This is a genomic window from Stenotrophomonas mexicanensis, assembly GCF_032911605.1.
Lineage (GTDB): Bacteria > Pseudomonadota > Gammaproteobacteria > Xanthomonadales > Xanthomonadaceae > Stenotrophomonas > Stenotrophomonas maltophilia_A.
In genome coordinates this window covers 91,853-117,571 of the sequence record NZ_JAWJTG010000001.1, presented here as the reverse complement: position 1 = coordinate 117,571, position 25,719 = coordinate 91,853, and the positions used below count along the sequence as shown (strand labels likewise).

Genomic DNA, 25,719 nt, shown 5'->3' with positions numbered 1-25,719 from the left:
CACAGATCTGTACTGCCCAAGCGGGCATAGTGCCCTTTGGGTAGTCTGAGCGCGTCCATCCAGCCACGGGGTTTCCCCGAACGCCAGGAGGTCACTGTGCCAAGTTGGGACGAAGGAGTGAAGTTGACGCGTCGCCAGGTGATCGCCGGCGGCGCCACGACCGTGGCGATGTCCGCCGCACCGGGGGCGTCATCGCTCGCCGCCGAACTGGCGGCATCCCCGCCGCCCAGGCCGCCGGTCATCAGCACGGTGGCGTTGACGGTCAACGGCACGCATCGCAAGCTCGAGCTGGACACCCGCACGACGCTGCTGGACGCCCTGCGCGAACACCTGAAGCTGACCGGCACCAAGAAGGGCTGCGACCACGGTCAATGCGGTGCCTGTACCGTGCTGGTCAACGGTGAGCGCATCAATGCCTGCCTCAGCCTGGCAGTGCAGCACCAGGGCGACGCCATCACCACCATCGAAGGCCTCGGAACCCCCGACAACCTGCATCCGATGCAGGCCGCCTTCATCAAGCATGACGGTTACCAGTGCGGGTATTGCACGCCGGGGCAGATCTGTTCGGCGGTGGCGGTACTGGACGAGATCAAGCGCGGTGTCCCCAGCCATGCGCAGGCCGATGTCAGCGCACGGCCCCAGGCCACCAACATGGAGATGCGTGAACGCATGAGCGGCAACCTCTGCCGCTGCGGCGCGTACTCCAACATTGCCGAGGCGATGCAAGAGGTCGCTGGCGCGACCTCTGGACGGGGGCGCTCATGAAGGTCTTCAGTTACGAGCGCGCGAAGTCTCCTGCCGAGGCAGCCAAGGCCGTCGCCGGCACCGAAGGCGCGAAGTTCCTGGCAGGAGGAACCAACCTGCTCGACCTGATGAAGCTGGAGGTCGAGACGCCAGCGCACCTGGTCGACGTGCAGGACATCGGCCTGGACAGGATCGAACCCACCGACGAGGGCGGCCTGCGCATCGGCACGCTGGTCACCAATACCGCACTGGCCTCGCATGAGCGCGTGCGCCGCGACTACGGTGTGCTGACCCGCGCGATCGTGGCAGGCGCGTCCGGGCAGCTGCGCAACAAGGCCACCACCGGCGGCAACCTGCTGCAGCGCACCCGTTGCCCGTACTTCTACGACCCCCATCTGCCCTGCAACAAGCGCCTGCCCGGATCAGGCTGCGGCGCGCTCGAAGGGTTCTCCCGGCAGATGGGCGTGATCGGCACCTCGGACAGTTGCATCGCGACCTATCCGGGCGACATGGCGGTGGCCCTGCGAGTGCTGGACGCCTCGATCCAGACCATCAAGGCCGATGGCAGCACGCGCAGCATCCCGATTGCCGAGTTCCATCGTTCCCCGGGCGACACGCCACAGCAGGACAATGTGCTGCAGCGCGGTGAGCTGATCACCCACGTCACGCTGCCGGAACCGCTGGGCGGCCGGCACGTGTACCACAAGGTGCGTGACCGCGCGTCCTATGCGTTCGCACTGGTGTCGGTCGCCGCGGTCGTGCAGCGTGACGGCTCGGCGCGGTTCGCCTTCGGTGGGGTCGCGCCGAAGCCGTGGCGCATCGAAGCAGCCGAACCCCTGCTGCGCGACAGCGTCAAGGCCGCGACACGACAGGTGTTCGCCGGTGCCCGTCCAACGCAGGAGAACGCGTTCAAGATCGCGCTCGCCGAGCGCACGCTCGCAGCCGTTCTGGCCGAAGGAGAGCGCTGATGCCCCTCGAATTCAACGCCCCCGCCGGCGACAACCTGTTCGACAAGGCCAAGGTGGTCGGCAAGTCGACGCCACGCATTGATGGCCCACGCAAGACCACCGGCACCGCCCCCTATGCCTACGAGCGTCATGACGTCGCGCCAAACCAGGCCTACGGCTATATCGTGGGCGCGGGCATCGGCAAGGGGCGCATCATTTCGATGGATGCCTCCCGCGCACGTACCGCCCCCGGCGTACTGGCGGTGATCACCGCACCGGAGACCAAACCGGTCGGCACATCCAACTGGAACAATGCGCCACTGTTCGGCGGGCCCGAGGTCGCCCATTACCACCAGGCCATTGCCTGCGTGGTGGCCGAGACCTTCGAGCAGGCCCGCGCCGCAGCAGCGTTGATCCGCACCCGTTACGAGCGCAGCAAGGGGCGGTTCGATTTCCCAGCGCTGGCGCCGTCCGCGCCGCTGGCCAAGGGGCGCGGTGGCAAGCCCGACCGGCAGACGCTCGGCGATTTCGACACCGCCTACGCGAGCGCGGCGGTCAAGCTTGACGAGACCTACCACACAGCCGACGAAAGTCATTCGATGATGGAGCCGCACGCCACCATCGCCACCTGGGAAGGCGACAAGCTCACGCTGTGGACCTCGAACCAGATGATCGACTGGGCCAGGCAGGGGATGGCGGCGATCCTCGGCATCGATCCCGACAAGGTGCGCGTGGACTCGCCCTATATCGGCGGCGGCTTCGGCGGCAAGCTGTTCATCCGCGCCGATGCAGTGCTGGCCGCACTGGCCGCCAAGCAGGTCGGGCGGCCGGTGAAAATCGCGCTGCAACGCCCGTTGATGCCCAACAACACCACGCACCGGCACGCGACCATCCAACGCGTCCGGATCGGTTGCGCGAAAGACGGCAGGATCTCCGCCATCGCCCATGAGAACTGGTCGGGCAACATCAACGGCGAGGACGGTGAGAACGGAACCCTGCAGACGCCCAAGCTCTATGCAGGCGCCAACCGCCTGGTGGCCAACTACATCGCCACGCTCGACATGCCCGAAGGCAATGCAATGCGCGCGCCGGGCGAAGCACCGGGCCACATGGCGCTGGAAGTGGCGATGGACGAAATGGCCGAGAAGCTGGGCCTCGACCCGATCGCGTTCCGCGTCCTCAACGAGCCCGAGGTCGTGCCCGGCGATCCGTCAAAGAAGTTCTCCGACCGTAACCTGGTGCGCTGCCTGCGCGAGGGCGCGGAACGCTTCAACTGGAACACGCGCAACGCCAAGCCGGCGCAGGTACGGGAAGGACACTGGCTGGTCGGCATGGGCGTGTCCGCGGGCTATCGCGGCGCGCCGACGATGAAGTCGGCGGCGCGGGTGCGGCTTGACGGCCAAGGTGGGGTGATCGTGGAAACCGACATGACCGACATCGGCACCGGCTCCTACACGATCATCGCGCAGACGGCAGCCGAGACCATGGGCGTGCCGCTGGACCGGGTCCAGGTGACCCTCGGCGATTCCCGTCATCCCGCCTCCGCCGGTTCCGGCGGCCAGTGGGGCGCGGCAAGCTCCACCGCAGGCGTGTACGCGGCGTGCGTCAGCCTGCGCCGCAAGGTGGGCGAGAAACTGGGCTTCGACGGCGACACCGCAAACTTCGCCAATGGCCACATCCAAGCGGGTGGGCGGACCATCGACCTGGCCGAAGCGGGGACACTGTCGGCAGAGGACGGCATTGCCTTCGGCAAGTTCAAGCAGGAGTACGACGTCGGTACCTATGCAGCGCATTTCTGCGAGGTTGCCGTGCATGCCTACACCGGAGAGACGCGCATCCGCAGGATGCTTGCCGTATGCGATGGCGGCCGGATCCTCAACCCGCTGTCCGCACGCAGCCAGGTCATCGGCGGGATGGTGATGGGCGCAGGCGCGACCCTGATGGAGGAACTGGTGGTCGACAAACGGCTTGGCTTGTTCATCAACCACGACCTGGCGGGATACGAGGTTCCCGTGCACGCCGATATTCCACACCAGCAGGTGGTCTTCCTCGACACGCTGGATCCGGTGATCTCGCCAATGAAGGCCAAGGGCGTGGGTGAGCTGGGCATCTGCGGGGTCGGCGCTGCGATCGCCAATGCGGTCTACAACGCAACCGGCGTGCGCGTGCGCAACTATCCCATCACCCTGGACAAGCTGTTGCCCGGCTTGCCCGACGTGGGCTGACCGTTGCGCATGGACCGACCCGTGGCCTCACCCGCCCTGGAGACCTGTGCGGTAGAGGGAGTGGAGCCCAAGCATGCTGCGGGGCACCTGTCCGCAGCGCCGGGCTTCCTCACCGAAGGCAGCCCCCGCGGCGTGCTCGAGACGGCCTTGTCGCGCGTGCGCGTGGGGAAGCACGCCGTGCTCGCACTGGTGCTGGAAACCGATGGCTCCACCTACGCCGGTGCCGGCGACATGGTGCTGTTCTGCAACGGCAGCCAGGTCGGCTGGCTCAGCGGCGGATGCCTGGAGCCCGAGCTCGCGCGACGCGCGGAGCAGGTGAGCGCGGCGGGGCAGGTCGACTGGATCGAGATCGACACCCGCAGTGACGACGACCTGTTGAGTGGGTCCGCGCTCGGCTGCCGCGGCCGGCTTCGGATTGCGCTCCTGCCATTGCGTGCCATGACCGGCATCGACGCCGTGATCGAGGCATGGCTCCGCGAGGGGGTGTCACTCCAGCGCGACCTTCGCACGTCGGGGCAGATCGTCTTCCGCGCCGGCAATCGCGAGCAGGCATGGCAGCTGAACCCGATGGACGGGGCGCAGCCCTTTGGAGAAGCAACGTGGCGTTTGCCATTGCCCCGGCTTCCACGGGCTCTGGTGCTGGGGGGCGGTCCCGAAACGCCCTTCCTGGTTCCGTTGCTGCGGGGACTGGGGTGGCGGGTCAGCGTAGCCGAACGACGAGCGCGCTGGTCCTCAGCGGGGCAGGGCGCGGATGCACAGCTCCAGGTGAGCCCGGCCGAGGCCCTCCATGCCGACCCGTGCGACGCGGTGCTGGTGATGCATCACGATTTCGAACTGGACCGGGAGGCGCTGGTGGCCCTGGCCGATACCGAGGTTGCCTTCATTGGGCTGCTGGGTCCGCGGCGAAGGCGTGAGGATCTGTTCAAACTGCTGACACAGGATCAGCGCCACCGCCTGTCTTCCAGGCTTCGATCACCGGTCGGCCTCAACATCGGCGGCCGAGGGCCGGAGGCGATTTCGCTCAGCATCGCCGCGCAGCTGCAGCAATGGCGAAGCACCGCCGGCACGTGACGGCCGCGCATGCAGTCGTCGTGCTTGCGGCGGGCGGTAGCACCCGGCTTGGCCAGCCCAAGCAGCTTCTGACCCGGCAGGGCGAGACTCTGGTGCATCGCGTGGTGCGGTTGTCCTTGGAGTTCGCGCCATCGCAGGTGCTGGTGGTGGTGGGCGCGAACGCACAGACCGTGACATCCAGCATTGCCGGACTGGATGCGACTCCGGTAACCAACCACCACTGGGAAAGCGGCCTGGCCAGCAGCCTGCAGGTCGCAGGCACACACCTGCTGCCCGCGGTGGCCGCCGTGATGGTCGTGGCATGCGACCAGCCCGCGATCGAGCGCGCCCATCTGCAGGCGTTGCTTTTGGGTGCCCGCGCTTCGGCGTCAGGGTGCGCAGGCACCCGTCACGGAAACGCCCTTGGCGTTCCTGCAGTGGTGCCGCGCGCATGGTTCAATCAGGTGGGTGCAAGCGGTGACCGCGGATTCGGAGCGCGCTTGAGGCAGCTTCCCATCGATGTCGTGCATGCCCTTCATGCACCGGAGCTGGGCATGGATATCGACACGCCAGAAGATCTCGCGCGTGCGCGTCTTGCGGGCTGGATCGATGCCGGGGGGTGAGTCGCGTGATCACTGGACCAATGCCCGTCGTGCAGGTGACTAGCCCCGAACCCTCGCAGCCCGCGGCTCTGTAGAGTCGAGCCATGCTCGACTACGGCACGCCACATCGCGTCCCATCAGGCACATCACCAGCAAGAATCTGCAGCACCCGATCCAACAGAACAGGTTCCGGCACGCCAGCCAGCACCTGCTCCAAGTGGCCCAATGGTTGCAGCTGCCATTGAAGCAACGCACGAAGCTGCAGAACGGCGGGCGCCCGCTGCTCCGCGTCCAGCGAGACCTGCAACAGCAGATGTTGCGAGCGCCTCTCCAGCCACATCACTGGCACGCCTCGGCAATGAATCTGGAACTCGGCATCTCTATGCCGTTCAAAGAACTGGTAACCCTGCCGAGGCCGAGCCTCCACGAACTGCACCGCTTGGCGGCGCAGCTGAGAAAAGCGATTGTCGGTGATGCTCTGGAACGCGAGCGGCTCGGGCACAGGCGGCGCCGACCACCAAGGTTCTGCAGCGACCACTGCCGTGAAGAACAGCGCTGTGGCCGCCCAGCGGCAGCAAGCCACTCAGCCCTCCGGACGCACTCGATCGATGGCGTGCGCCGTGAGACCCAGCCCGGCCATGATCAGCCCCTCCATCACGCGGGGGCCGACGTATTGCTCCAACTCGCCGTTCTCGCGGGCACGCTGTGCGGCCAACAGAATCTCCAGCACCACGCGAAGGCCCGCCAGCGAGCAGTCGGTGTCGGCCAGGGCGATGCGTCGGCCCGGCATCTGGTGGCGCTCCGGCCAGGGCTGGCCATCGGAGGCAGCGCCGGAGCCGATGGCATGCAGCAGGGCGATGAGCGTGTTCGGGTCCAGCGCGGGTCCGTTGGCGGGCGCGTCGTGGATCGGGTGCGGGGCAGGAGAGTGGGGCTGGGTCATGGCTGGGCTCCTTGCGTGCAGGCAGAAGCCGCCACCGATAAAGGTGGCGGACGGTGCGAGGTTCGAAACCCGGTGTTCGCTAAACCGGCAGGCACAAGGCCTCCACGCACCGCCCGCCATAGCCGGCCGACGGATTGCCAGCCGGCACCACACAGGGTGATGCCGGCTGGCAAGCGTTTACTTCAGCGAACTACCGGGGTTTCGAATCCCGGCCACCTGTTTTCGGTGGCACGGAGAGGAATACGCCCGGCTGTGCGCGATGCCAATGCAGTAAGGCCGATGCCGTCACCACATTCAACATTTTCAGAATCTTTGCATACGGCTCAATGAGGCCGGAGCCTTGCGCCGCAAGGCTGTTGTCGATGTCGGCGGTGCAAGCCTGACAAGTGTCGGCATTCGCCCGGCGGGGCTGTGAGCGAGGCGAATGCGACAGGATTGCCAAAGGCTGCCAGGCGTCAGTAGCCCTTCAACGCGGCCTTGGTCCGCTCCAGCCAGGCGGCATTGTGACTGCGCGCATGGCGCGACCAATGCTGGGCATCGTCAATGATGCTGGCGAACAGGCTGCGGGCCTGCTCACGGTCGGCGGGCTGCGGTTGTGCCATCAGCCATTCGGCGTAGAAGCAGCGGGCGGCCGCATCGTTTCCGCATTCCACAGCGCGCTCGAACGCGGCGCGGGCGTCGGGCGACTGGGCAGCAGCCAGTGCCTGCGCGTAAAGCAGGGTCTGTTCCGGCTTGCGGCGCACGTCCGGATGGCGGGCAAACAGGTCGTCCAACGTCTCGACTGCAAGCGCGGCGTGCCCGGACTCGAGGCGAGCACGCGCCAGGCCGGTCAGGATGTAGGGGTCGTCGCCCAGTGGCGAGCTTGCGGCCTGCTCAAGCAGGGTTCTGGCTTCCTCCGCCTGGCCGGCATCCAGCAGCGTCATGCCAAGACGAACCCGGTTCTGCACGGTGGGCGTTCGCGACAGATCAGCACGTGCGTTGCGCAGGTCCTGACCCGGGTTCATGAGCTGCTTGGCGGAGCGGATGGCCTGACGGGCGCCGCGCGAGTTGCGGGCTTCCGGGAAGTAGATCGCAAGGAAGTAGACGACGCTGCCCAGCAGCGGGAACGAGAAGAGCAGGATGAGCCAATAGAGGCTCTGGCCCGAGCGGATGGCGTGCACCGCGAAGTAGATGGCCGCCAGTACGTGGAGTCCGATTCCGATATAGGGCATGTGTGCCGCCTCGTCCTTGTGGGGCTGGAACTATAGTGGGGGAGGGGTGGGGCGCCAATGGGGTGGGGTAGTTTGGCGTGACGCGTCACGTTAATAAGGTTGGATCCTGCGAGGTGGAGCGCTACATGTCACTATGCAGCGGGGCTGCATTGATGGAAGGGGATACATGGAGCGTACGCAGAAAGCGCTAACGATGGCTGATGTTGCTGGATGGGGCTCGGCGCTGGTCACGTTTGGCTTGATTCAAGGGGCCTTCTATCTGAAGGCGTATTGGGGCCACTTCGGCCTGGATCCCTTCCAGTTTGTTGCGGTGAGTGAGCTTGCGCTGGCAGGGCTTGCTGGGATCGGCATGGTGTTATTTCTCATGCTGCTGGCCTCGCTGTTTGGCGGCTGGATGGAGATGAAGGTCACGAGCGGCAGCTCCAAAAGCAAGCTATTCGCATGGCTGTTTCCAGTGCTTTTCTTCACTGCCCTAGGGCTGCTGCTTTGGTGGTCGAACACGTGGCCTCTTCTGATAGGGGTTCTTCTGACGGTCATCTGTGCGTTGATCGTGCATCTTTCGCCGGTGGTGCCCACCGCAGTGAAAGATTCCCCTTGGCTGATCTACGCCTTGGTGATGCTGGTCTACGTCTCGATAGCTTCAAGCATGCTTGGCTCCCAGCGTGCCGAGAAGATTTCCTCTGGCGGCGGCAAGCACGTGACGGCTGTGACTGTTGATGGAAAGGTGCAGGGCGACCTAAGCCTGATTGGTCGACTTGGTGACAGCTATGCACTGTGGGAGCCGGCGCGGAAGGCTACAGTGCTTGTGCCTGTTGGCGATGTTGGGAGGTTGGAGATTCTGCGAAAGGGTGTGATTCCTGTTTCGGAAGCCCAATAGGGCTGGACCTCGGCGAGCGCCAAGCTGAGAGTGGCAGTGCACTTCAGTACAGGGAGTGGCGATAAGGGATGTTTATCGAGGGTAGGGTACACAGCCGCCGACCCGGAGCGGACACTCGGCGTCTCAGAAACTATGGCCATCCATTCCGTCCGAGACGTCTCCGCACGTATCCGAGTCAATCAGCAAGAGTTACCCCAATCCCAACTGGGCGAGCGCGGGGCAAAGTAATTGAATTCAAGATCTAAATTGGACCACTGGCTAAAGGCCGAAGTTTGAGTAAAGTGTGATTACATGGAGAGCCTCCCATTCGGTTGGGTATGGATCGACAGTCTCATCCTGTGAGCCTCGAATGGTTACGATCCGTCCTATGCGCTTCGATTACGCCAGCATGGATATGCTCCGCCAGCACCATCCTGCATGGCGGCTATTGCGCGCCGACCACGCGGCGCTATTAGCTAGCTTCCTTCATCGGGCCTTCGTGGCACCGAATGTACGCAATGTTGCCCAAGGCGACCTGGTGGAAGCCCTCGAGGATGAGCTGTTCGGTCTACGTGAGCGGCTGGGCAACGACGCGTTCCCAAGGACGGCCCTGCAGTATCTCGACGACTGGGCGGCCAATGACAAGGGCTGGCTGCGCAAGTTCTACGGGCCTGACTCCGACGAACCGCAGTTCGACCTGACCCCCCCGGCCGAAAAGGCGATCCTCTGGCTCAGCACATTGGGCGAACGCGGCTTCGTCGCTACCGAATCGCGCCTGCTGACCCTGTTCGAATTGCTGCGTCAGATCAGCGAGGGCACCCAGACCGATCCGGTCGCGCGGGTAGCGGAACTACAGCGGCGGCGCGCCGAGATCGATGCTGAGATCAGTCAGGTCCTGGGTGGAACTCCACCTCTGCTGGACGATACGGCGGTGCGCGATCGCTTCCAGCAGTTCCTGCAGCTGGCGCGCGAACTGCTCGGCGACTTCCGCGAAGTCGAGCACAACTTCCGCCAGCTCGACCGGCGGGTCCGCGAGCGCATCGCGCTCTGGGAAGGTGGCAAGGGTGCGCTGCTGGAAGAAGTCATGGGCGAACGCGATGCCATCGCCGAGTCCGACCAGGGTCGCAGCTTTCGTGCGTTCTGGGACTTCCTCATGTCCAGCCGCCGGCAGGAAGAGCTGTCCGAGCTACTGGAACGTGTCCTGACCCTGCCGGCAGTGAACGAGCAGCAGCCGGACATGCGGCTGCGGCGCGTGCACTACGACTGGCTGGAAGCCGGCGAACATACACAGCGCACCGTCGCCGAACTCAGCCGTCAGCTGCGCCGCTTTCTCGATGACCAAGCCTGGCTGGAGAATCGCCGCATCATGGACCTGCTGCATTCGATCGAAGCCCATGCCCTGGCACTGCGCGATGCACCGCCTGCCGACGTGACCATGCACATCGACGGCACCGCTGCCTCGGTTGAACTGCCGATGGAGCGGCCGCTATACACGGCCGCCCTGCAACCCAAGATCGTGGACGTGGTGCTGGAAGCCGACGGCACCGACGTGGACGATGCCGCGCTGTATGCGCAGGTATTCGTCGACAAGGCCCGGTTGGTCCGCCATATCCGCCACGCATTGCACGGTCGCAGCCAGATCACACTGGCCGAACTGGTTCGGATGCAGCCCATGCAGCAAGGGCTGGCCGAGCTGGTCGCCTATCTGCAACTGGCCGACGATGGCTTTCGGAGCACAGTCGACGAGCTCGTGCACGACCCGGTGGACTGGGAAGGTCTGGATGCCAGGGGCCACCCCTATCATCGCCAGGCCCGCCTACCGCGGGTGATCTTTCTGGGGGCCGCATGATGGACAACCCGTCCGCCTTGCCTGCCGCCGACGGCTTGCCCGTGCTGGCGGTAAAGCTGCTCAAGGGTGTGCTCTACCTGGAATCCGATCCGCAGCTATGGGGTAGCCTGCTCGGATTGCAGTCGCAGGTCCGCGACTACCTCTCCGTGCTGGGGCTGGAGCTGATCCTGGACGAAGCCGAGGGCTACGCCTTCTTGCGGTCGCGACGTGCGCCCGAGGCCGACGATGGCCTCGCCGACCCGATTCCAAGACTGGTGGCACGTCGGCAGCTGTCGTTTCCCGTCAGCTTGTTGCTCGCCTTGCTGCGCCGCAAGCTGGCCGAAGCCGATGCCAGTGGTGGCGATACCCGGCTCGTGCTCACGCTTGAGGACATCGTCGAGATGGTACGGGTGTTCCTGCCCCCCACGAGCAACGAGGCGCGGGTACTCGACCAGCTCGAAACCCATCTGGGCAAAATCGTGGACCTGGGCTTTCTGCGCCGTATGAAGCCAGCCACGGGACAGGTTGGCTCGCAACCTGCGTTGTATGAGGTACGCCGCATTCTCAAGGCATTCGTGGATGCGCAGTGGTTGGCGGACTTCGATGCGCGCCTGGCCTCGTATCGGGCGCAAATAGGGGGGATCGAGGATGAACCGGGCTGAAGAGCTAGCGTACGACGACGTTGCGCATCCCGCGCCAAGCGAAGCCGAGCCCACCGAGGGCCCCCTGGCTGGTTTCCGCCTTCAACGTCTGGAAGTATTTAATTGGGGCACTTTCGACCAACGCGTATGGACGCTGACGCTAGATGGACGCAACACGCTACTAACCGGCGACATCGGCTCCGGCAAGTCCACGCTGGTCGACGCGGTGACCACCCTGCTGGTACCGGCCCAGCGCATTGCCTACAACAAGGCCGCGGGCGCCGACAGCAAGGAACGCTCGCTGCGCTCCTACGTGTTGGGCCACTACAAATCCGAGCGTAGCGAGATTACCGGCACCGCCAAGCCGGTGGCACTGCGCGACCACAATAGCTATTCGGTCATCCTCGGCGTGTTTCACAACGCCGGCTACGACCAGACGGTTACCCTGGCGCAGGTCTTCTGGATGAAGGACGGCGTAGGGCAGCCGGCGCGGTTCTTCGTCGGCGCCGAACGGGACCTGTCGATCGCCCACGACTTCTCGGGCTTCGGCAGCGAGATCGCCAAGCTCCGACGCAAGCTGCGCGGCCTGGGCGCCGAGGTCGAGGACAACTTTCCACCCTACGGTGCATGGTTCAAGCGTCGCTTCGGCATCGACAACGAACAGGCGCTGGAATTGTTCCACCAGACCGTGTCGATGAAATCCGTCGGCAACCTGACCGATTTCGTGCGCGGACACATGCTCGAGCCTTCCGACGTCGGAGCACGCATCCAGGCGCTGATCGGCCATTTCGACGACCTCAACCGTGCGCATGAGGCCGTGCTCAAGGCCAAGCGGCAGGTAGAGCTACTGGCCCCGTTGGTCAGTGACGGCGAGCGCCTGAACGGCCTGCTGGCCGAAACCGAAGACCTGCGCGCCAATCGCGATGCGCTTCATGCGTACTTCGCCGGGCTCAAACACGACCTGCTCGAACGCCGCCTGGCCCTGCTGGCCCAAGACCACGCAAGGCACACCGCGCAATTGCAACGGCTGGAAGAAGGCCTCAGCCTCCGCCGCACGGACGAAGTCGAACTCCGACGGGCGATCCATGACAACGGTGGTGGCCGGCTTGAACATCTGGATAAGCAGATCCGGAAAACCGGTGAGGACCTCACCCGCCGTCGCCAGCGCGCAGAGCAGTACACCGCCTTCCTGCGCGAGATCGAACAGCCGCCCGCCACTGATGCCGGTGAATTCCAGGCCCAACGCCAGCAACTGGGCGGGTGGATCGAGTCCGCCCGCAACCAGGAAGCGGATCTGGACAACGACCGTACCGAACTTGCAGTACAGGTACGCGATGGCCGCGACGCACATGCCCGTCTAACCGAGGAGATCGAAAGTCTCAGGCAGCGCCGGTCCAATTTGCCGGACGATCAGATCAAGCTTCGGCGCCTCCTGTGCGCCGCGTTGGATCTGGACGAGGAAGCACTGCCCTTCGCCGGTGAGCTAATCCGGATGAGGGAGGATGAGCAGGCATGGGAAGGCGCGGCCGAGCGCCTGCTGCGCGGCTTCGGTCTGTCGCTGCTGGTGCCCGACGCGCACTACGCGCGCGTGGCAGACTGGGTCGATCGCACCCATTTGCGCGGTCGCCTAGTGTACTACCGGGTACGGGAGCGCAAACAGGGAGACCTGCCCTCGCCACATCCGCGCGCGCTGGTCCGCAAGCTGGAGATTCATCAAGAGACGCGTTTCTACGACTGGCTGGAGCAGGAGTTGTACCGGCGGTTCGACATCGCCTGCTGCGAGACGCCCGAGCAGTTCCGGCGGGAAGTCCGCGCCGTCACCCGCAATGGACAGGTCAAGATGCCGGGCGAACGGCACGAAAAGGACGACAGGCATCGGCTCGACGACCGCGGTCGCTATGTGTTGGGCTGGAGCAACGCCGACAAGATCCGAACCCTAGAGGAGGAGCGTGCAGAGCTCGAGCGCACGGTGGCAGAGGTCGCCAGCAGGCTGACCAGCCTGCAGAAGAAGCAGGAAGACCTGAAAGCGCGCCAGACGACGCTGGGCAAGCTGGAGGTGTACGACGACTGGAGGGAACTCGACTGGCGAGGCCTGGCCACGGAACTGGCCCGCCTCGAGGACGAAAAGCAGGATCTGGCACAGTCCTCGGACCAGTTGCAACGGCTCAGCGAACAACTGGAGGCATTGCAGGCACAAATCACAAAGGACGAACGTGAACGGGGCGACCACGAAGGCAAATTGGGGGGCGTGGTGCAGAAGCAGGCCGATGCGCAGGACCTGCAGCAGCAAAGCAGGCAGATCCTGGACGCCCCCGACGGCGCTATGCACGCCGCACGCTTCCAAGCGCTGGCCGAATTGCGAGATGCCGCGCTAGGCGAGCACCAGCTCAGCGTGGAATCCTGCGACAACCGCGAGAGCGACTTTCGCCGGTGGCTGCAGGACAAGCTCGACGCCGAGGACAAGCGGATCGTTCGGCTGCGCGAGAAGATCGTCAACGCGATGGGCGATTTCCGGCGCGAGTACCCATTGGATACCGCCGAGTTCGACGCCAGCATCGAAGCCCTCGGTGAATACAGCAAGATGCTGCAGGCCTTGCAAGCCGACGACCTGCCGCGCTTTGAGGCGCGATTCAAGGAATTGCTCAACGAGAACACCATCCGCGAGATCGCCAACTTCCAGTCGCAGCTGTCCCGCGAGCGGGAGACCATCAAGGACCGCATCGACCGCATCAACGGCTCGCTAGTCCAGATCGACTACAACCCGGGGCGCTACATACTGCTGGAGCCGCAGGCCAGCCAGGACGCGGACATCCGCGACTTCCAGTCCGACCTGCGCAGCTGCACCGACGACGTGGTGGGCGCAAGCCAGGATGCCCAGTACTCGGAGGCCAAGTTCCTACAGGTCAAGGCCATCATCGATCGGTTCCGCGGGCGCGAGGGCCTTTCGGAGCAGGACCGGCGCTGGACCGCCAAAGTCACCGACGTGCGCAACTGGTTCCTGTTCGGCGCCAGCGAGCGCTGGCACGAGGACGACACCGAGCACGAGCACTACTCCGACTCCGGCGGCAAATCGGGCGGCCAGAAGGAGAAGCTGGCCTACACCATCCTCGCCGCCAGCCTGGCCTATCAGTTCGGGCTGGAGTGGGGCGAGGCGCGTTCGCGCACCTTCCGCTTCGTGGTGATCGACGAGGCTTTCGGGCGCGGTTCCGACGAATCGGCACAGTACGGGTTGACCCTGTTCGCCAAGCTCAACCTGCAACTGCTGATCGTTACTCCATTGCAGAAGATCCACGTGATCGAGCCATTCGTGTCCAGTGTTGGCTTCGTCCACAACGAAGCCGGGCGCGCTTCGAAGCTGCGCAACCTCTCCATCGCCGAGTACCGCGCCGAGAAGGCGCGGATCACTGGATGAGCTGGACACGGCCCGCAGACCTGATCGCACAGGTTGACAAGGCTTGGGACAGCGGCGCGCTGCTGGCACCCCTGGCCGGCAGCGAATCACCGTTCCCGATGCGGTTGAGGCTGCGCGGTCCGGTCTCGGCCGACCTAGTCGATCGTTTCGACGAGGTGCGGGTCTGGGTGACCGAGCTGCAGGCGCTGCGGTACATCCGTGTCGAGACGCGTCAGTTCCGACACCGCGTACGCGGCAACACCACCCTGCCCGACGAAGCCTGGGTCGATACGCTGGACGATGCGCTCGCGCTGATCGACCGCAAGGATGACGCCGCCGCCTTCGAGGCGCAGGTCCGGCAGACCCGCGACCGTCAGCCCAGTTTGCTCGGCTGGCTGCACAAATGGCCGTTGCGGGCATTGGCTCTGGGCAAGGATTGGCCCCGCTTGCTGGACGTCGTCGCCTGGATGCAGGCGCATCCGCGTCCCGGCATCTACCTGCGTCAGGTCGACATTCCCGGCGTGCACAGCAAATTCATCGAGCGCCACAGAGGCGTGCTAATCGAGCTGTTCGATGTCGTCCTTCCGGAGAGCGCCGTCGAAACCACGGCTAGCGGTGTCAGCGGCTTCCATCGCCGCTACGGTTTCGCTGCCAAGCCCGGGCGCGTGCGCTTCCGGGTGCTCGACCCGGCGCTTTCGCTGTTGCCGGGCGTGGTGGGAGGCGATGTCACTCTGGACGTGGACAGCTTTCGTGCACTTTGCTGCAACGCCACGCGGGTGTTCATCACCGAGAACGAAACCAACTTCCTGGCCTTTCCCGCAGTGAACGGCAGTCTGGTGCTGTTCGGCGCCGGCTATGGTTTCGATATGCTGGATGGAAACAGCTGGCTCCAGCAATGCCAGCTGTACTACTGGGGCGACATCGATACTCACGGCTTCGCCATCCTTGATCAGCTGCGCGCCCGCCTTCCTGAAGTGCAGGGTTTTCTGATGGACCGGGCTACGCTGATGGCATCCGAGCCGTTCTGGGGGCGAGAGGAACATCAACTTACACGCGACCTGCCGCGGCTGTGCGATGAGGAGTACAGCCTGTATGACGATCTGCGCGCTCAGCGCATTCGCGGCAATCTGCGGCTGGAGCAGGAGTTCATCGGTTTCGAACGCGTGCATAGCGCACTGGAGGCGCTACGTTGAAACGACACGAGGCCAAAGTCGCTTTCTAGTATAGTGCATAGAAGTTTACTAGCTGTGGTTCTTCCCATCCGCTGCCAAATCGGAGATTGAGCCCGTCGCCGAGGGTAAGCGTCAGCCGGGGAGGGGATAAGATTTATCGGGGGTAGGGGAGGGGAGCGGGCGGAATACCTCGTTCGCTAATACGTGATCGGTAAAGATCTGATCAGGCTGGGTCAGGTTAGGTGTCAATGCGACTAGGTTTATCTTATATTGCTCAACAAAAGGTGATGTTTCTTTAATGCATTCTAGGGGGGCGAGATGCATAAACATGATCCAGTTCGTCAGATCAGCTTCATTCAACAAGCCCTGTCGCAGAACCGCAAGCCGATAGGCTTCTTCCTAGGGGCGGGGTGTCCGCTGTCGATCCGCGTCAATGAACGGGAGGAGGACGGAAAGACCGTAACCGACCCGCTGATCTGGGACGTGGCAGGGTTGACGAAGGTGATCGCCGAGCAGCTGTCCAGCAAGGATGGCGCCAACCCGTCGACTTGGGACAAGATCGTCAAGATCGTGACCGATGACGGCGGTGATGGCGGTAACATTGAGCTCCTGCTCAGCCGCATCCGCGTGTTTGCGAGTGTCGCCGGCGCCGGCGACGTGCGTGGGCTAACCGCCGCCGAGCTCATCGCTCTCGACAAGAATGTCTGCGACGTGATCTCCAAGGAGGTAACCCGCGCGCTTCCGACAAAGGACAGCCCCTATCACAATCTCGCGATCTGGAGTCGCTCAATCCGCCGTGAGCGGCCCGTCCATCTCTTTACAACCAATTACGACTTGCTTATGGAGCAAGCGCTCGAGGAAAGTTCAGCGCCCTACTTTGACGGGTTCATCGGTGCACGGAAGGCTTTCTTCGACCTCGGTGCTGTTGAGGATGAGGACTTGTTGCCACCGCGCTGGACTCGGCTGTGGAAAATCCATGGCTCACTCAACTGGCGCCTAGAGAACGAGACGGACGTCGTTCGAACCGATCAGAAGACCGACAAGCAGAGCTATCTGATCTACCCATCGCATCTCAAATATGATCAGAGCCGCAAGATGCCATATCTCGCGATGCTTGATCGCTTGAAGGCATTCCTGCTCGCGCCGTCGTCGCTACTCTTCATCTGCGGCTATTCCTTCGCAGACGAGCATATCAATGACGTCATATGCCGCAGCCTTGAGGCGAACCCGACTGCGCATGTCTTTGCTTTTGTCCATGGCGACCTAGAAGCAGAGAGGTACAAGCTCGCGTGCCATTGCGCGCTGGCGACCCCGAATCTGAGCCTGCTGGGTTTCGACAAGGCGATCATCGGTCGCACGTCGGGTGACTGGACAGGCGACGGCGCGGATGACCTTGTGTTGCCGCCCAGTATTCTCGTGAAGGACGGCGACAAGGTCACCGTGCGGGTCGGCGACTTTGCTGCACTCGGCGCGCTACTGCGTGGTCTCTCCGGCGGCAGGACGAGCGATGATCCGGCCTGACCTAGCCGACCGAGCGACCGTCATCGGCACAGTCCAGGACGTCAGCGGGACGTCGGTCAGCGTCACCTTGACGTCGGACCGCTTCTCGGGCCTGAGCTTTGTCCACGGCCAGGGCCATAAGATCGGCCAGATCGGCAGCTTCGTTAAAATCCCGATTGGTTATGTCGACCTCTATGGGATCGTGTCGCAGGTCGGGGCGAGCGCGGTTCCTGAGAAGGCCGCACTTTCGATGCCCAACGGCCTACGCTGGATGACGGTCCAACTGATCGGCGAGGGCTATCGGACGGGCCGGTTTCAGCGCGGCATCTCGCAGTATCCAACCTTCGAGGACGAGGTCCATCTGGTCTCCGAAGCCGATCTTCAGGCGATCTATGGCCAGTCGGATAAGCAAAACCACCTCGTCCGCGTCGGTTATGTCGCGGGCAGCGAGTCGATTGATGCGCTGGTCGACGTCAACAAGCTAGTGACCCGTCACAGCGCTGTGGTCGGGACAACCGGTTCGGGCAAGTCAACGACGGTAGCGGGGCTCTTGAATGTATTGTCAGACGAAAGCCGCTTTCCGTCAGCTCGGATCGTCGTTCTCGATCTCCACGGCGAATATGGCAAGGCACTCGGCGACCGAGCGAATATCTTCAAGATCAGCCCGGATGCTCGTAACGCTAATGAGCATCAGTTGTGTATTCCCTTCTGGGCGCTTAGCTTCGATGAGCTCATGCGGGTGACGCTCGGAAGCCTTCCGCCGGACGGCAAGGCACGCAACATCATTCTTGAACAGGTTCTGGAAGCCAAGATCGCGAGTTTGGTCGCACAACCCATCGAGGGCGTTGATCCGGCCAGCATTACCGCTGACAGCCCGGTTCCTTTCTCACTCAACAAGCTCTGGTACGAGTTGTATTGTCGAGATTTCGGCACCTATTTCAGCGCCGACAATGCGAGCCCCCTCGACCCGGCCAACTGGGCCTATGAGCTCGACGCTTCACAAGCGAAGTTGGTGGGTGACGCCCAAGCGGGCATCCCGCCTCGTTTCCGCAAGGTCAAGAATATCGGGGCGGACAAGGAGAAGATCAATTATCTCCCTGACAGCATTAACATAAGAGGGGCGCTCGAGGCACTCGGTGCGCGACTTCGCGTCGCCCGTTACAATTTCTTGCTGAAGGCAGGTGACTGGCATCCCGATCTCGACGGGAAGACTACCAAGACGCTCGCCGATCTGGTCGGCCAATGGCTTGGCAGCGACAAGCCGATTACTATCCTCGACCTGTCGGGCATCCCCTCGACCGTGACGAACGACATAATCGGCAATATCCTGCGCGTTCTCTACGACGGCCTTTTTTGGGCCCGGAACCTGTCGGAAGGTGGCCGCGAGCGTCCGCTGCTCGTCGTTATGGAGGAAGCGCACAGCTATCTTGGCGACGATGGGAGCAGCGCGGCCTCGATCGCCACACAGCGTATCGTCAAGGAAGGTCGCAAGTATGGAATTGGCGCGATGATCGTCAGTCAACGCCCGGCTGAGATCAACCCAACGATCCTGTCGCAGTGCGGGACCTTCTTCGCGATGCGGCTGAGTAATTCAACCGATCGCTCGCATGTGACTAGCGCGCTCTCGGACAATCTTGAGGGTCTGACAAGTATGCTGCCAGTGCTGCGCACCGGTGAGGCGATCATCTTAGGTGAAGCGGTTCGATTACCGATGCGCACCATGATCCAGGCCCCGCCACGCGATCGTCGTCCCGACAGCCAGGATCCACAAATCTGCGACGAGGTCGCGCCCGAAGAATCGATGGCGCCGGGCGGTTGGAATCTGAAGGCCCGTATCCCCGCGGACTATCGCTATTTTGTCGAGACCTGGCTCCAGCAGAATCCGGTCCACACTCCACCCAAGAAGGAATGACACACATGGCTTGGTACGAATTCGTTCCCTTTACATCGTCGAACATCGCCAAAATCAGCTATGACGAGGATCAGCTGCTGCTCGAGGTCGAGTTTCACAACGGCGGTCGCTATCAATATTATGAAGTGCCGCCGCAGATCGCTCAGGCCTTCGATCAGGCCGGATCGAAGGGGGAGTTCCTCGCGGCGTCCATCAAGGGTCACTATCGTTACAGCCGGGTCTAAAATGCCGCTTGTCAGCCTCGATCAGAAAAATATTCGCGTTCAGTTCGGTGCATTCGAGGTCGACAATAAGATCCTGTTCGAATTCTTCAACAAGCTCGCGGCAGCGGATCGCGACGAGCAGCTCCACAAGGCCCTCTATATCGGCGTTCTGGCGCTCATGGAGGACCGGCTTTCAAGCTTCCTCTCGCGAACCGCGAACGAGCTCGGCACCGAGCTCGAAAGCCTGAAGCTTATCTTCGACGTGAAGAAGGAACTTTTCTATCGGTCGGCAGTGAAGGGTGTGCTCGCCGAGGCTGATATCGCCGACTTCCTTTCGGAGTTTTTCGATCGCCAGAAGATCACAGACAGGATCGAACTGACCGGCGATCGCGCCGGCACGATCCGCCGCAACAAGACGGGCGATATTGTCTGCCATCTAGCTGGCGACAGCGGCAAGCGGATCGTGATCGAGTGCAAGTTCGACAAGAGCATCCGCCTGGGGGACATCCAGACCAAGGACGTCTTCACCAAAAAAGCGGATACAGCCTGGAGCCAACTGCTCGAAGCGCAGGCCAATCGCGAGGGGCAGGCCGGAATCATCGTGTTCGACGCATCGCTTGTCGACAGCAGCATCCTCGCTGCCGTCCAGGACCTGAAATTCCTTCCCGGTATCGGCCTGATCGCAATTATAGATTCTCAGAAGGGCGATTATCGCAATCTCGCCATCGCTTACATGCTGGCGCGCGACATTACGCTCAATGCGAAGACACTCGAGCTCGACACTGACGTCCTCAAGATCATCGTGAACCGGCTGATCAAGGATGCGCGAGATATCGCGTTGGTGAAACATCTCGTCACAGCCAACATCGACAATATGAAGCAGATCCTCGCGCAGATCGAGAAAGGTATCCTTCTTGCCGAATTCAATCTGCGCTACCTCATCAAGTTCCTCGCCGAGGGGACCCTCACCAAGGAAGACATGCTCGATTTTTATGCGGGTGAAGAGGTCAAGGAACGTTTCCGACTCGTCGAACGCGAGATCGGCGACCTTTGCGCCTGAGATTTCGAAATGCCGCCCTGCAGACTGCCTTGTCCCGAGTTAGCGCCTTTAACCTGTAAGTCAGTTTTCGGCCGCTTTACTTCGTGTCAATCGATGATGACGGCCATTTGCAGACGAGCTCAGATCACTTCAGCAAGCGAGCGGCAGGATTATCTTCTGCAGCTCCGGCTTGGAAGTAGCCAATCACGCTCGCCAGAGATCGGTGCTCGGTAATCGCCATCACCGCCGGCAAGGGCACGCCTTGCTTGCCAGCTTCGGTGACAAATCCGGACCTGAGACTGTGCGCCCCAAAATCCCCCTCCAGCCCAGCCAACCGGGCCCGGCGCTTTACGATCGCGGCCACCGAGCCCGGGAGCAGGGCAGGGCCGACCCTCTCCCTCCAGATCCGCCGAAAGATCGCTCCCTCACGAATCCCAGCGGCCTCGAGCCACGCTGACAGCGCTTCAGCACTGCGTCCCAAGATTGGCTTGTCCGGCGTCGAATCCGCCTTCACCCCCGCCTGCTGCGTCTTCGAATACTCCAGCCGGTAGATGTAGCCGTCTTCGCCGACCTTGCGCAGGTCGCGCATGTCCGCGGCCGCGATCTCGCTGCGCCGGCGCCCGCCGCTGGCAAAGCCGAAGCAGAGCAGGGCACGGTCGCGCCGGCCTTCCAGCCTATCGTCACAGGTGGCCAGCATGGCCTCCAGTTCGGCGCGGGTGATCGCGGTCTTCTTGGTCGGGCGCTCGCCACGCTTGACCGCGGCACGGCGTTCGCGACTCAACAGGGTGCGGACACTAGGTAGCTCGCACGGGTTGGCCAGACGCTTGAGTTTGTGCGCGGTCGATAGCGCGGCCACGCGCTGGACCACGGTCGATAGCTTAAACGACCCAATCCTGGCCTTGAGTCCGGCGGCGACCAGGGCTTGGTCCAGCGCCGACGGCAGCATCTGAGCGAGACGACTGGACCGAGTACGTCAGATCTGTCGAGAATCGAACGCTCAGCGAAGTGGATCGATCTCCCATGGAAGGCAGCGACAGCCGACACATACTCGCTTACTTTGGATCGTGTCCCTGAGCGCCTCAAAATTCTCAATAGAATCAACAAGGGGCACGATCCTAAGCAAAAGGACAAGAACCAAGAAAACTGACACTCGCATAGGGCAGTGCGGAGGACACGAACGCCGCGACAGCCCGATACAGCATTTCGCATAATGTATATTATGTTACGGACAAGATCGCTACCCAAGAAGCCAGAGCCTCACCAGTCCTCAGATCCCTGACTTCACTCCTGGCCAGCGTTCCCACTCAATCCCCGCAGCGTTGATAGTCAAACGGAATCCGCAGGATCTTCCCGTCATCACCCGGACCGGAGATGCTCGCCTTCAGCGCAGTGCCATCACGCCGGTACTCGATGCGCTTCGGGAAGTCATTCTGCGGATTCTCGAACACCACCCAGTTCGCGCCATGGTCTGCAATGACGAACGTGGTTGGCGCCACGCCATTGGGCTGCACATGCAGGCCAGCCGCTTTGCCCGCCGGCACCAGGCGCATGTACTCGAATGACTCCATATCGCCGTGGCTCAGCGTCCGTGACATCCCAAGTAAGGCCCCGCCGGCCTCGGGCAGCCAGACCTCATCAAGCCTGCGCTCCTCGGTACCGCCGCACCAATGCCCGGCCAGCCAGTCGAACTCGGCCGGTGCGGCCATAGCCGCGCCACTTCCCAACGCCAGGCCAGCGCCCAGCACCGCCACCTTCGACTTCAACATGTCCTGACCTCCTGGTTGGGTTGGCTGCAGGCTAGCGGCACGGACACCGAGGGCGCTTGTAAAAACGCGCAGGATGGCGTCCGATGCCGCATGGACTACTGCGAGCACCCTGCCCCCGACGACCTCCGCCGTCACGTCCAGTGCATCTGGTGGCTGCAGGACGACGCACCCGGGAATGACGTGCAGGTTATCTATCCCGATGGCCGTTGCGAGCTGCTGGCCGAAGTGGGCGTGCCGCTGCAGCTGCATGGCACAGATGGCCGTATCCGTTCCGATCTACCGTTCTGTTTCGCGGCACAGCAGTCAGGGCCAATCCGTTTGCAGGCCGCTGGTGCGGTGTTCTGCATCGGTGTGCGGCTGCAGCCGGCCGCGAGCGCCTTGATCGCCGGTGCCCGCTTGCCCGGCCTTCGCGACCAGGCACCGGACCTGTACACGCTGGATGCCTCCTTTGCTGAGACCTTCAGTGCGGCCGCACGCGCCAGCGCGGCAAGCAGTACGCCCGAGCCGTTATGGCAGGTGCTGCAGGAATGTTGTGCCAGTTTCACCCTGGACGAGCGCATCGAACAGGCCGTTGCGGAGCTGGATGCAGCGGAAGGCGACCTGCGCATCGCCGAACTGGCGCGGCGGCTTGGCATGTCCCTGCGTGGCTTGCAGTCGCGTTTTCTGACGGCCGTGGGCATGACGCCGAAAGAATATGCCCGAGTATGCAGACTGCAGGCTCTGTTGCACACGTTGGATGGAGAAGCCACCAGCATCGCCTCCGCCGCTGCGCGCCACGGCTACAGCGACCAGGCCCATGCCACGCATGACCTGGTGCGATGGACCGGCGTCACGCCCGCTCGGCTGGTCCACGCGCTGCGCGGTGATCGCGGCAGCGACGATGCACTGCGGCTGGCAGCCGCCTTCGTGCGCGGAAGCAGTAGCGGCCACTCAGGATAGCTGGGCCCCGCCCTCCTGCCCTGCTCCAGAGCCGACTCCATCAGCCAGCGCTTCCCGCCGTCCGGATCTGCTTCCCCAGCTCCCGGATCCGCGCCTCACCCGCCTTCAGCGCCTGCGGGCTGGTATGGACCGAGTAGTAGCCTGTTGCCAGCGGATACGAATGCTGTGCTGCGGTACCGAACACGAACTCGGTGTCCTCGCGGGCGAAGAACGCGACCTCGTGGCCGCCTTCCTCGAAGACCACCAGTTCACCTGCACCGATCGCTTCGGGCACACGCAGCGAGCCCACGCTCACGGCGGCCCAGGCTACGTCATGTCCCGGCGGCGGTTGGAACCGCCACGATTCTCCCGCCCGCAGTTTCACCGAAAAGTAGTTGATCGGTGCCGGGGCATCGATGGGGCTGCGGGCCGTGCCGTACGCTCCCAGCAATACGGTCACCGGGCCTTCGCTGAGGATCTGCTCGGGGCCGATGTAGCGGCTGAAAGGTGCAGCCAGCTCCAATGCAGGTGGCAACGCGAGCCACAACTGGAAACCGCGCAGGCGATCAGAATCACCGAATCCGCCACCGTGCCACGCGCCACTGCCGGCCTGCATCCACTCCATCCAGCCGGCCTCGATACTGCCCTGGCGGCCCTGGTCGTCTTCATAGTCGACGGCCCCTTCCAGCAGCCAGGTGAGCGTGGCGATGCCCGAGTGCGGATGCAGGCCAAGCGCAGGGGCTTCGGCGCGCGAAAGATCGCGCGCGTCGATGAGATCGAGGAAGACGAACGGCTTGAGACGTTCGCCCAGGTCGGAAGGACTCACCAGCCGGGTGATGGGTCCGTGGCTGCGGCCGCGGGTGCGATGCACGATGCGGCGCACGGAGGCGACCGGAGACATCGCGGTGGATTCGGAGGGGTGGACGGCAAGCATGGCGTGGTCTCCTTGGAAGCGGGTTTCGAACGTCGCGACGACGTCGTACGCCCAAGGTAGGCACTGAGCACTCATGGCAGTAGCCCGCCAGTTCGGATTTCATTCCTCCATCGTTGGAGCAATGGCTGCCACGCGAGGAGGCGGCAGCGCCTCCCGCTCAGGTGCTTACCAGTTGCCCAGCATCAGATGGGTCGTGGCGAAGTCGACAAACGCGCTGGCGGCGCGTGGCAACTGCCGCCGGCTCTGGTAGACCACGAACAACTCCAGCCCATCAATACGGTAGTCGGGCAGGACCTGGACCAGCGTCCCTTCCCGCAACGGCTGCGCCACCATCGCCTCGGTCAGCAGCGCGATGCCCATGCCGGCCACGCAGGCCTTGGTCAAGGCCAAGGCCGAGTTGGCGCTGAATCGCCCTCGCACTTCGACGTCGGCGGGGCCATCCGGCCCCATCAAGCGCCACTGCGTGCGCCCTGAGCCCGAGGGCACGGCGATACAGTCGTGCGTGGACAGCTCCTCCAATGAGCTGGGCGCTCCCCGTGCCCCCAGGTAGGCCGGGCTGGCCACCAACACTGCACGGTTGTTGCCCACCCGGCGCGCGATCAGTGTTGGCCCGGTGACTGCACCTGCGCGAATCGCAACATCGATGCCGTCAGCGACCAGGTCGGCGCGCGCGTCATTGAGCACGAACTCCAGGCGGACCCGTGGATGGGCCTGCAGGAATGACTGCACCCACTCCAGCTGGAACCAGTTGAAGAAGTCCACCGGCGCGGCGACGCGCACCTTGCCCACCGGCACTTCGCTTCCCTCGGAAAGCTCCAGGGTGGCGTCCGCCAGCGCCTCGATCTGCTCCACGCTGCGTGCGTACAGGCCCTCACCGGCATCGGTCAGGGTCAACTTGCGGGTGGAACGATGCAGCAGCCGGACACCCAGCTGCTCTTCCAGCTGCTGGATGCGCCGGCTGGCAGTATTGGAGGGCATGCCGATCCGGCGCGCGGCCTCGGCGAAGCTGCCGGCTTTGGCCACCTGTACGAACAGGGCCACATCATTGAGATCGATCACCCGTGGTCTCCATGCAGACGACCTCCGGTACGGAGGTCCCTGCATTGTGTTGCAAATGGTGTCGCGGCGCTCGGCGCAGCGCCCTGCCCTCATCGGGCCTTGCGCGCATCCAGGCTGAACCGGCCTGCGCCGTTGGCGGCCAGCATCAGGAATGCACCGGCAATGGAGACATTCTTGAGGAACATGATCATCTGCGTCTGATCAGCAACGTTGTTGTGGAACAGGAAGGCGGTAGCCAGGGTGAAGCCGGCAAGCAACATGGCGACCAGCCGGGTCTGCCAACCCGCTGCGATCGCTAGCGCTCCGCCGACCTCTGCAAGGATCACCAGCGGCAGCATCAGCGCGGGGACACCGACCGAGGCCATGTACCCCGCCGTGGCCTCGTAGGCGCTCAGCTTGCCGAATCCCGACAGCAGGAACAGTGCGACCAGCAGGAGGCGGCCGAACAGTTCGACTGCGCCCTGCAGGCGGGTGGAGGACGAGGCACCAAAGGTGGTTGTGGAATAAGAGGACATGTCTGCATTTCCTGGAGGCGTGTTGAAACAAGGTTGAAACAAGAGGGACGGTGGCAGCGGCAGGAACGACGACATCATCATTTCCAGCGGGACGCACTCTAGGTGCCCCTTCCATCGCCCACTAGCCGACCCAGGGGGAATTCACCCGTCCATTCATGGACGAATCCACCCGCAGTGGGATTGCCCCCATCCGTGGACGAATGAAATCCGCTGCGACCGGCTAGTGGGGCCCAATGCGCGGAAATAGAGTGCAGGCGTGGCCCATG

23 protein-coding genes are annotated in these 25,719 nt (G+C 63.5%); 15 read left to right on the top strand and 8 right to left on the bottom strand.

The window, feature by feature from the left end:
- Window positions 1-117: 117 nt before the first annotated feature.
- From paoA to R1L06_RS00545, 5 genes are read left to right on the top strand one after another with little or no spacing between them, the layout of a single operon-like run.
- Complete coding sequence (gene paoA / locus R1L06_RS00565; protein WP_317216603.1) at window positions 118-765, top strand: aldehyde dehydrogenase iron-sulfur subunit PaoA; 648 nt, start codon at window positions 118-120, stop codon at window positions 763-765.
- Window positions 762-1,712, top strand: a complete 951-nt coding sequence (locus R1L06_RS00560) for an FAD binding domain-containing protein (protein ID WP_317216602.1) — start codon at window positions 762-764, stop codon at window positions 1,710-1,712. Before paoA ends, R1L06_RS00560 begins: the two co-directional genes overlap by 4 nt.
- Entirely contained in the window at window positions 1,712-3,916 is a 2,205-nt protein-coding gene (paoC, locus tag R1L06_RS00555) for an aldehyde oxidoreductase molybdenum-binding subunit PaoC (protein ID WP_317216601.1), read from the top strand. Before R1L06_RS00560 ends, paoC begins: the two co-directional genes overlap by 1 nt.
- A gap of 9 nt (window positions 3,917-3,925) precedes the next feature.
- On the top strand, window positions 3,926-4,987 hold the full coding sequence (locus R1L06_RS00550) for an XdhC family protein (RefSeq protein WP_317216600.1): 1,062 nt from the start codon (window positions 3,926-3,928) through the stop codon (window positions 4,985-4,987).
- Window positions 4,963-5,589: a nucleotidyltransferase family protein gene (locus tag R1L06_RS00545; protein WP_317216599.1), complete on the top strand. Its 627-nt coding sequence runs from the start codon at window positions 4,963-4,965 to the stop codon at window positions 5,587-5,589. Before R1L06_RS00550 ends, R1L06_RS00545 begins: the two co-directional genes overlap by 25 nt.
- A gap of 91 nt (window positions 5,590-5,680) precedes the next feature.
- Here the strand turns inward: R1L06_RS00545 and R1L06_RS00540 are convergent, their stop codons facing one another.
- The 3 genes from R1L06_RS00540 to R1L06_RS00530 form a co-directional block, all read right to left on the bottom strand.
- A complete protein-coding gene (locus R1L06_RS00540; RefSeq protein WP_313413529.1) occupies window positions 5,681-6,070 on the bottom strand; it encodes a hypothetical protein in 390 nt (129 codons plus the stop codon).
- A gap of 81 nt (window positions 6,071-6,151) precedes the next feature.
- Entirely contained in the window at window positions 6,152-6,508 is a 357-nt protein-coding gene (locus R1L06_RS00535) for a hypothetical protein (RefSeq protein ID WP_313413530.1), read from the bottom strand.
- Between the two features lie 455 nt (window positions 6,509-6,963).
- On the bottom strand, window positions 6,964-7,719 hold the full coding sequence (locus tag R1L06_RS00530; RefSeq protein WP_317216597.1) for a tetratricopeptide repeat protein: 756 nt from the start codon (window positions 7,717-7,719) through the stop codon (window positions 6,964-6,966).
- 166 nt (window positions 7,720-7,885) lie between these two features.
- Between R1L06_RS00530 and R1L06_RS00525 the strand changes: the two genes are divergently transcribed.
- From R1L06_RS00525 to R1L06_RS00485, 9 genes are all read left to right on the top strand, one after another.
- Window positions 7,886-8,596 carry a hypothetical protein gene (locus R1L06_RS00525; protein ID WP_317216596.1) on the top strand — a complete coding sequence of 237 codons (711 nt, stop codon included), beginning with the start codon at window positions 7,886-7,888 and terminating at the stop codon, window positions 8,594-8,596.
- A 367-nt stretch (window positions 8,597-8,963) separates the two neighbouring features.
- Window positions 8,964-10,424: a DUF3375 domain-containing protein gene (locus R1L06_RS00520; protein WP_317216595.1), complete on the top strand. Its 1,461-nt coding sequence runs from the start codon at window positions 8,964-8,966 to the stop codon at window positions 10,422-10,424.
- On the top strand, window positions 10,421-11,065 hold the full coding sequence (locus R1L06_RS00515; RefSeq protein WP_317216594.1) for a DUF4194 domain-containing protein: 645 nt from the start codon (window positions 10,421-10,423) through the stop codon (window positions 11,063-11,065). The genes R1L06_RS00520 and R1L06_RS00515 overlap by 4 nt, the downstream gene beginning before the upstream one ends.
- On the top strand, window positions 11,052-14,456 hold the full coding sequence (locus tag R1L06_RS00510; protein WP_317216593.1) for an ATP-binding protein: 3,405 nt from the start codon (window positions 11,052-11,054) through the stop codon (window positions 14,454-14,456). The genes R1L06_RS00515 and R1L06_RS00510 overlap by 14 nt, the downstream gene beginning before the upstream one ends.
- The gene (locus tag R1L06_RS00505; protein ID WP_317216592.1) at window positions 14,453-15,628 is read left to right on the top strand and encodes a DUF3322 domain-containing protein; all 1,176 of its coding nucleotides are present in this window, start codon (window positions 14,453-14,455) and stop codon (window positions 15,626-15,628) included. The genes R1L06_RS00510 and R1L06_RS00505 overlap by 4 nt, the downstream gene beginning before the upstream one ends.
- Window positions 15,629-15,925: 297 nt before the next feature.
- Window positions 15,926-17,128, top strand: a complete 1,203-nt coding sequence (locus R1L06_RS00500) for an SIR2 family NAD-dependent protein deacylase (protein ID WP_317216591.1) — start codon at window positions 15,926-15,928, stop codon at window positions 17,126-17,128.
- Window positions 17,115-19,019 (top strand): ATP-binding protein, encoded by a 1,905-nt coding sequence (locus R1L06_RS00495; protein WP_317216590.1) that lies wholly within the window; start codon window positions 17,115-17,117, stop codon window positions 19,017-19,019. The genes R1L06_RS00500 and R1L06_RS00495 overlap by 14 nt, the downstream gene beginning before the upstream one ends.
- Before the next feature lie 5 nt (window positions 19,020-19,024).
- A complete protein-coding gene (locus R1L06_RS00490; protein WP_317216589.1) occupies window positions 19,025-19,243 on the top strand; it encodes a KTSC domain-containing protein in 219 nt (72 codons plus the stop codon).
- Window position 19,244: 1 nt separating this feature from the next.
- On the top strand, window positions 19,245-20,282 hold the full coding sequence (locus R1L06_RS00485; RefSeq protein ID WP_317216588.1) for a hypothetical protein: 1,038 nt from the start codon (window positions 19,245-19,247) through the stop codon (window positions 20,280-20,282).
- Window positions 20,283-20,406: 124 nt separating this feature from the next.
- On the opposite strand, the gene R1L06_RS00480 is transcribed toward R1L06_RS00485, so the two are convergent.
- Both R1L06_RS00480 and R1L06_RS00475 read right to left on the bottom strand, forming a co-directional pair.
- On the bottom strand, window positions 20,407-21,207 hold the full coding sequence (locus R1L06_RS00480) for a site-specific integrase (protein WP_317216587.1): 801 nt from the start codon (window positions 21,205-21,207) through the stop codon (window positions 20,407-20,409).
- Between the two features lie 358 nt (window positions 21,208-21,565).
- Entirely contained in the window at window positions 21,566-22,027 is a 462-nt protein-coding gene (locus R1L06_RS00475; RefSeq protein ID WP_125895913.1) for a DUF6265 family protein, read from the bottom strand.
- Between the two features lie 15 nt (window positions 22,028-22,042).
- On the opposite strand from R1L06_RS00475, the gene R1L06_RS00470 reads away from it, so the two are divergent.
- The gene (locus R1L06_RS00470) at window positions 22,043-22,966 is read left to right on the top strand and encodes a helix-turn-helix domain-containing protein (RefSeq protein WP_317216586.1); all 924 of its coding nucleotides are present in this window, start codon (window positions 22,043-22,045) and stop codon (window positions 22,964-22,966) included.
- A gap of 40 nt (window positions 22,967-23,006) precedes the next feature.
- Here the strand turns inward: R1L06_RS00470 and R1L06_RS00465 are convergent, their stop codons facing one another.
- From R1L06_RS00465 to R1L06_RS00455, 3 genes are all read right to left on the bottom strand, one after another.
- Window positions 23,007-23,879, bottom strand: coding sequence for a pirin family protein (locus tag R1L06_RS00465; RefSeq protein ID WP_317216585.1), 873 nt, complete (start codon window positions 23,877-23,879; stop codon window positions 23,007-23,009).
- A 165-nt stretch (window positions 23,880-24,044) separates the two neighbouring features.
- The gene (locus R1L06_RS00460; protein ID WP_253143126.1) at window positions 24,045-24,938 is read right to left on the bottom strand and encodes a LysR family transcriptional regulator; all 894 of its coding nucleotides are present in this window, start codon (window positions 24,936-24,938) and stop codon (window positions 24,045-24,047) included.
- 89 nt (window positions 24,939-25,027) lie between these two features.
- Complete coding sequence (locus tag R1L06_RS00455; protein WP_373695409.1) at window positions 25,028-25,528, bottom strand: DoxX family protein; 501 nt, start codon at window positions 25,526-25,528, stop codon at window positions 25,028-25,030.
- Window positions 25,529-25,719 lie beyond the last annotated feature (191 nt).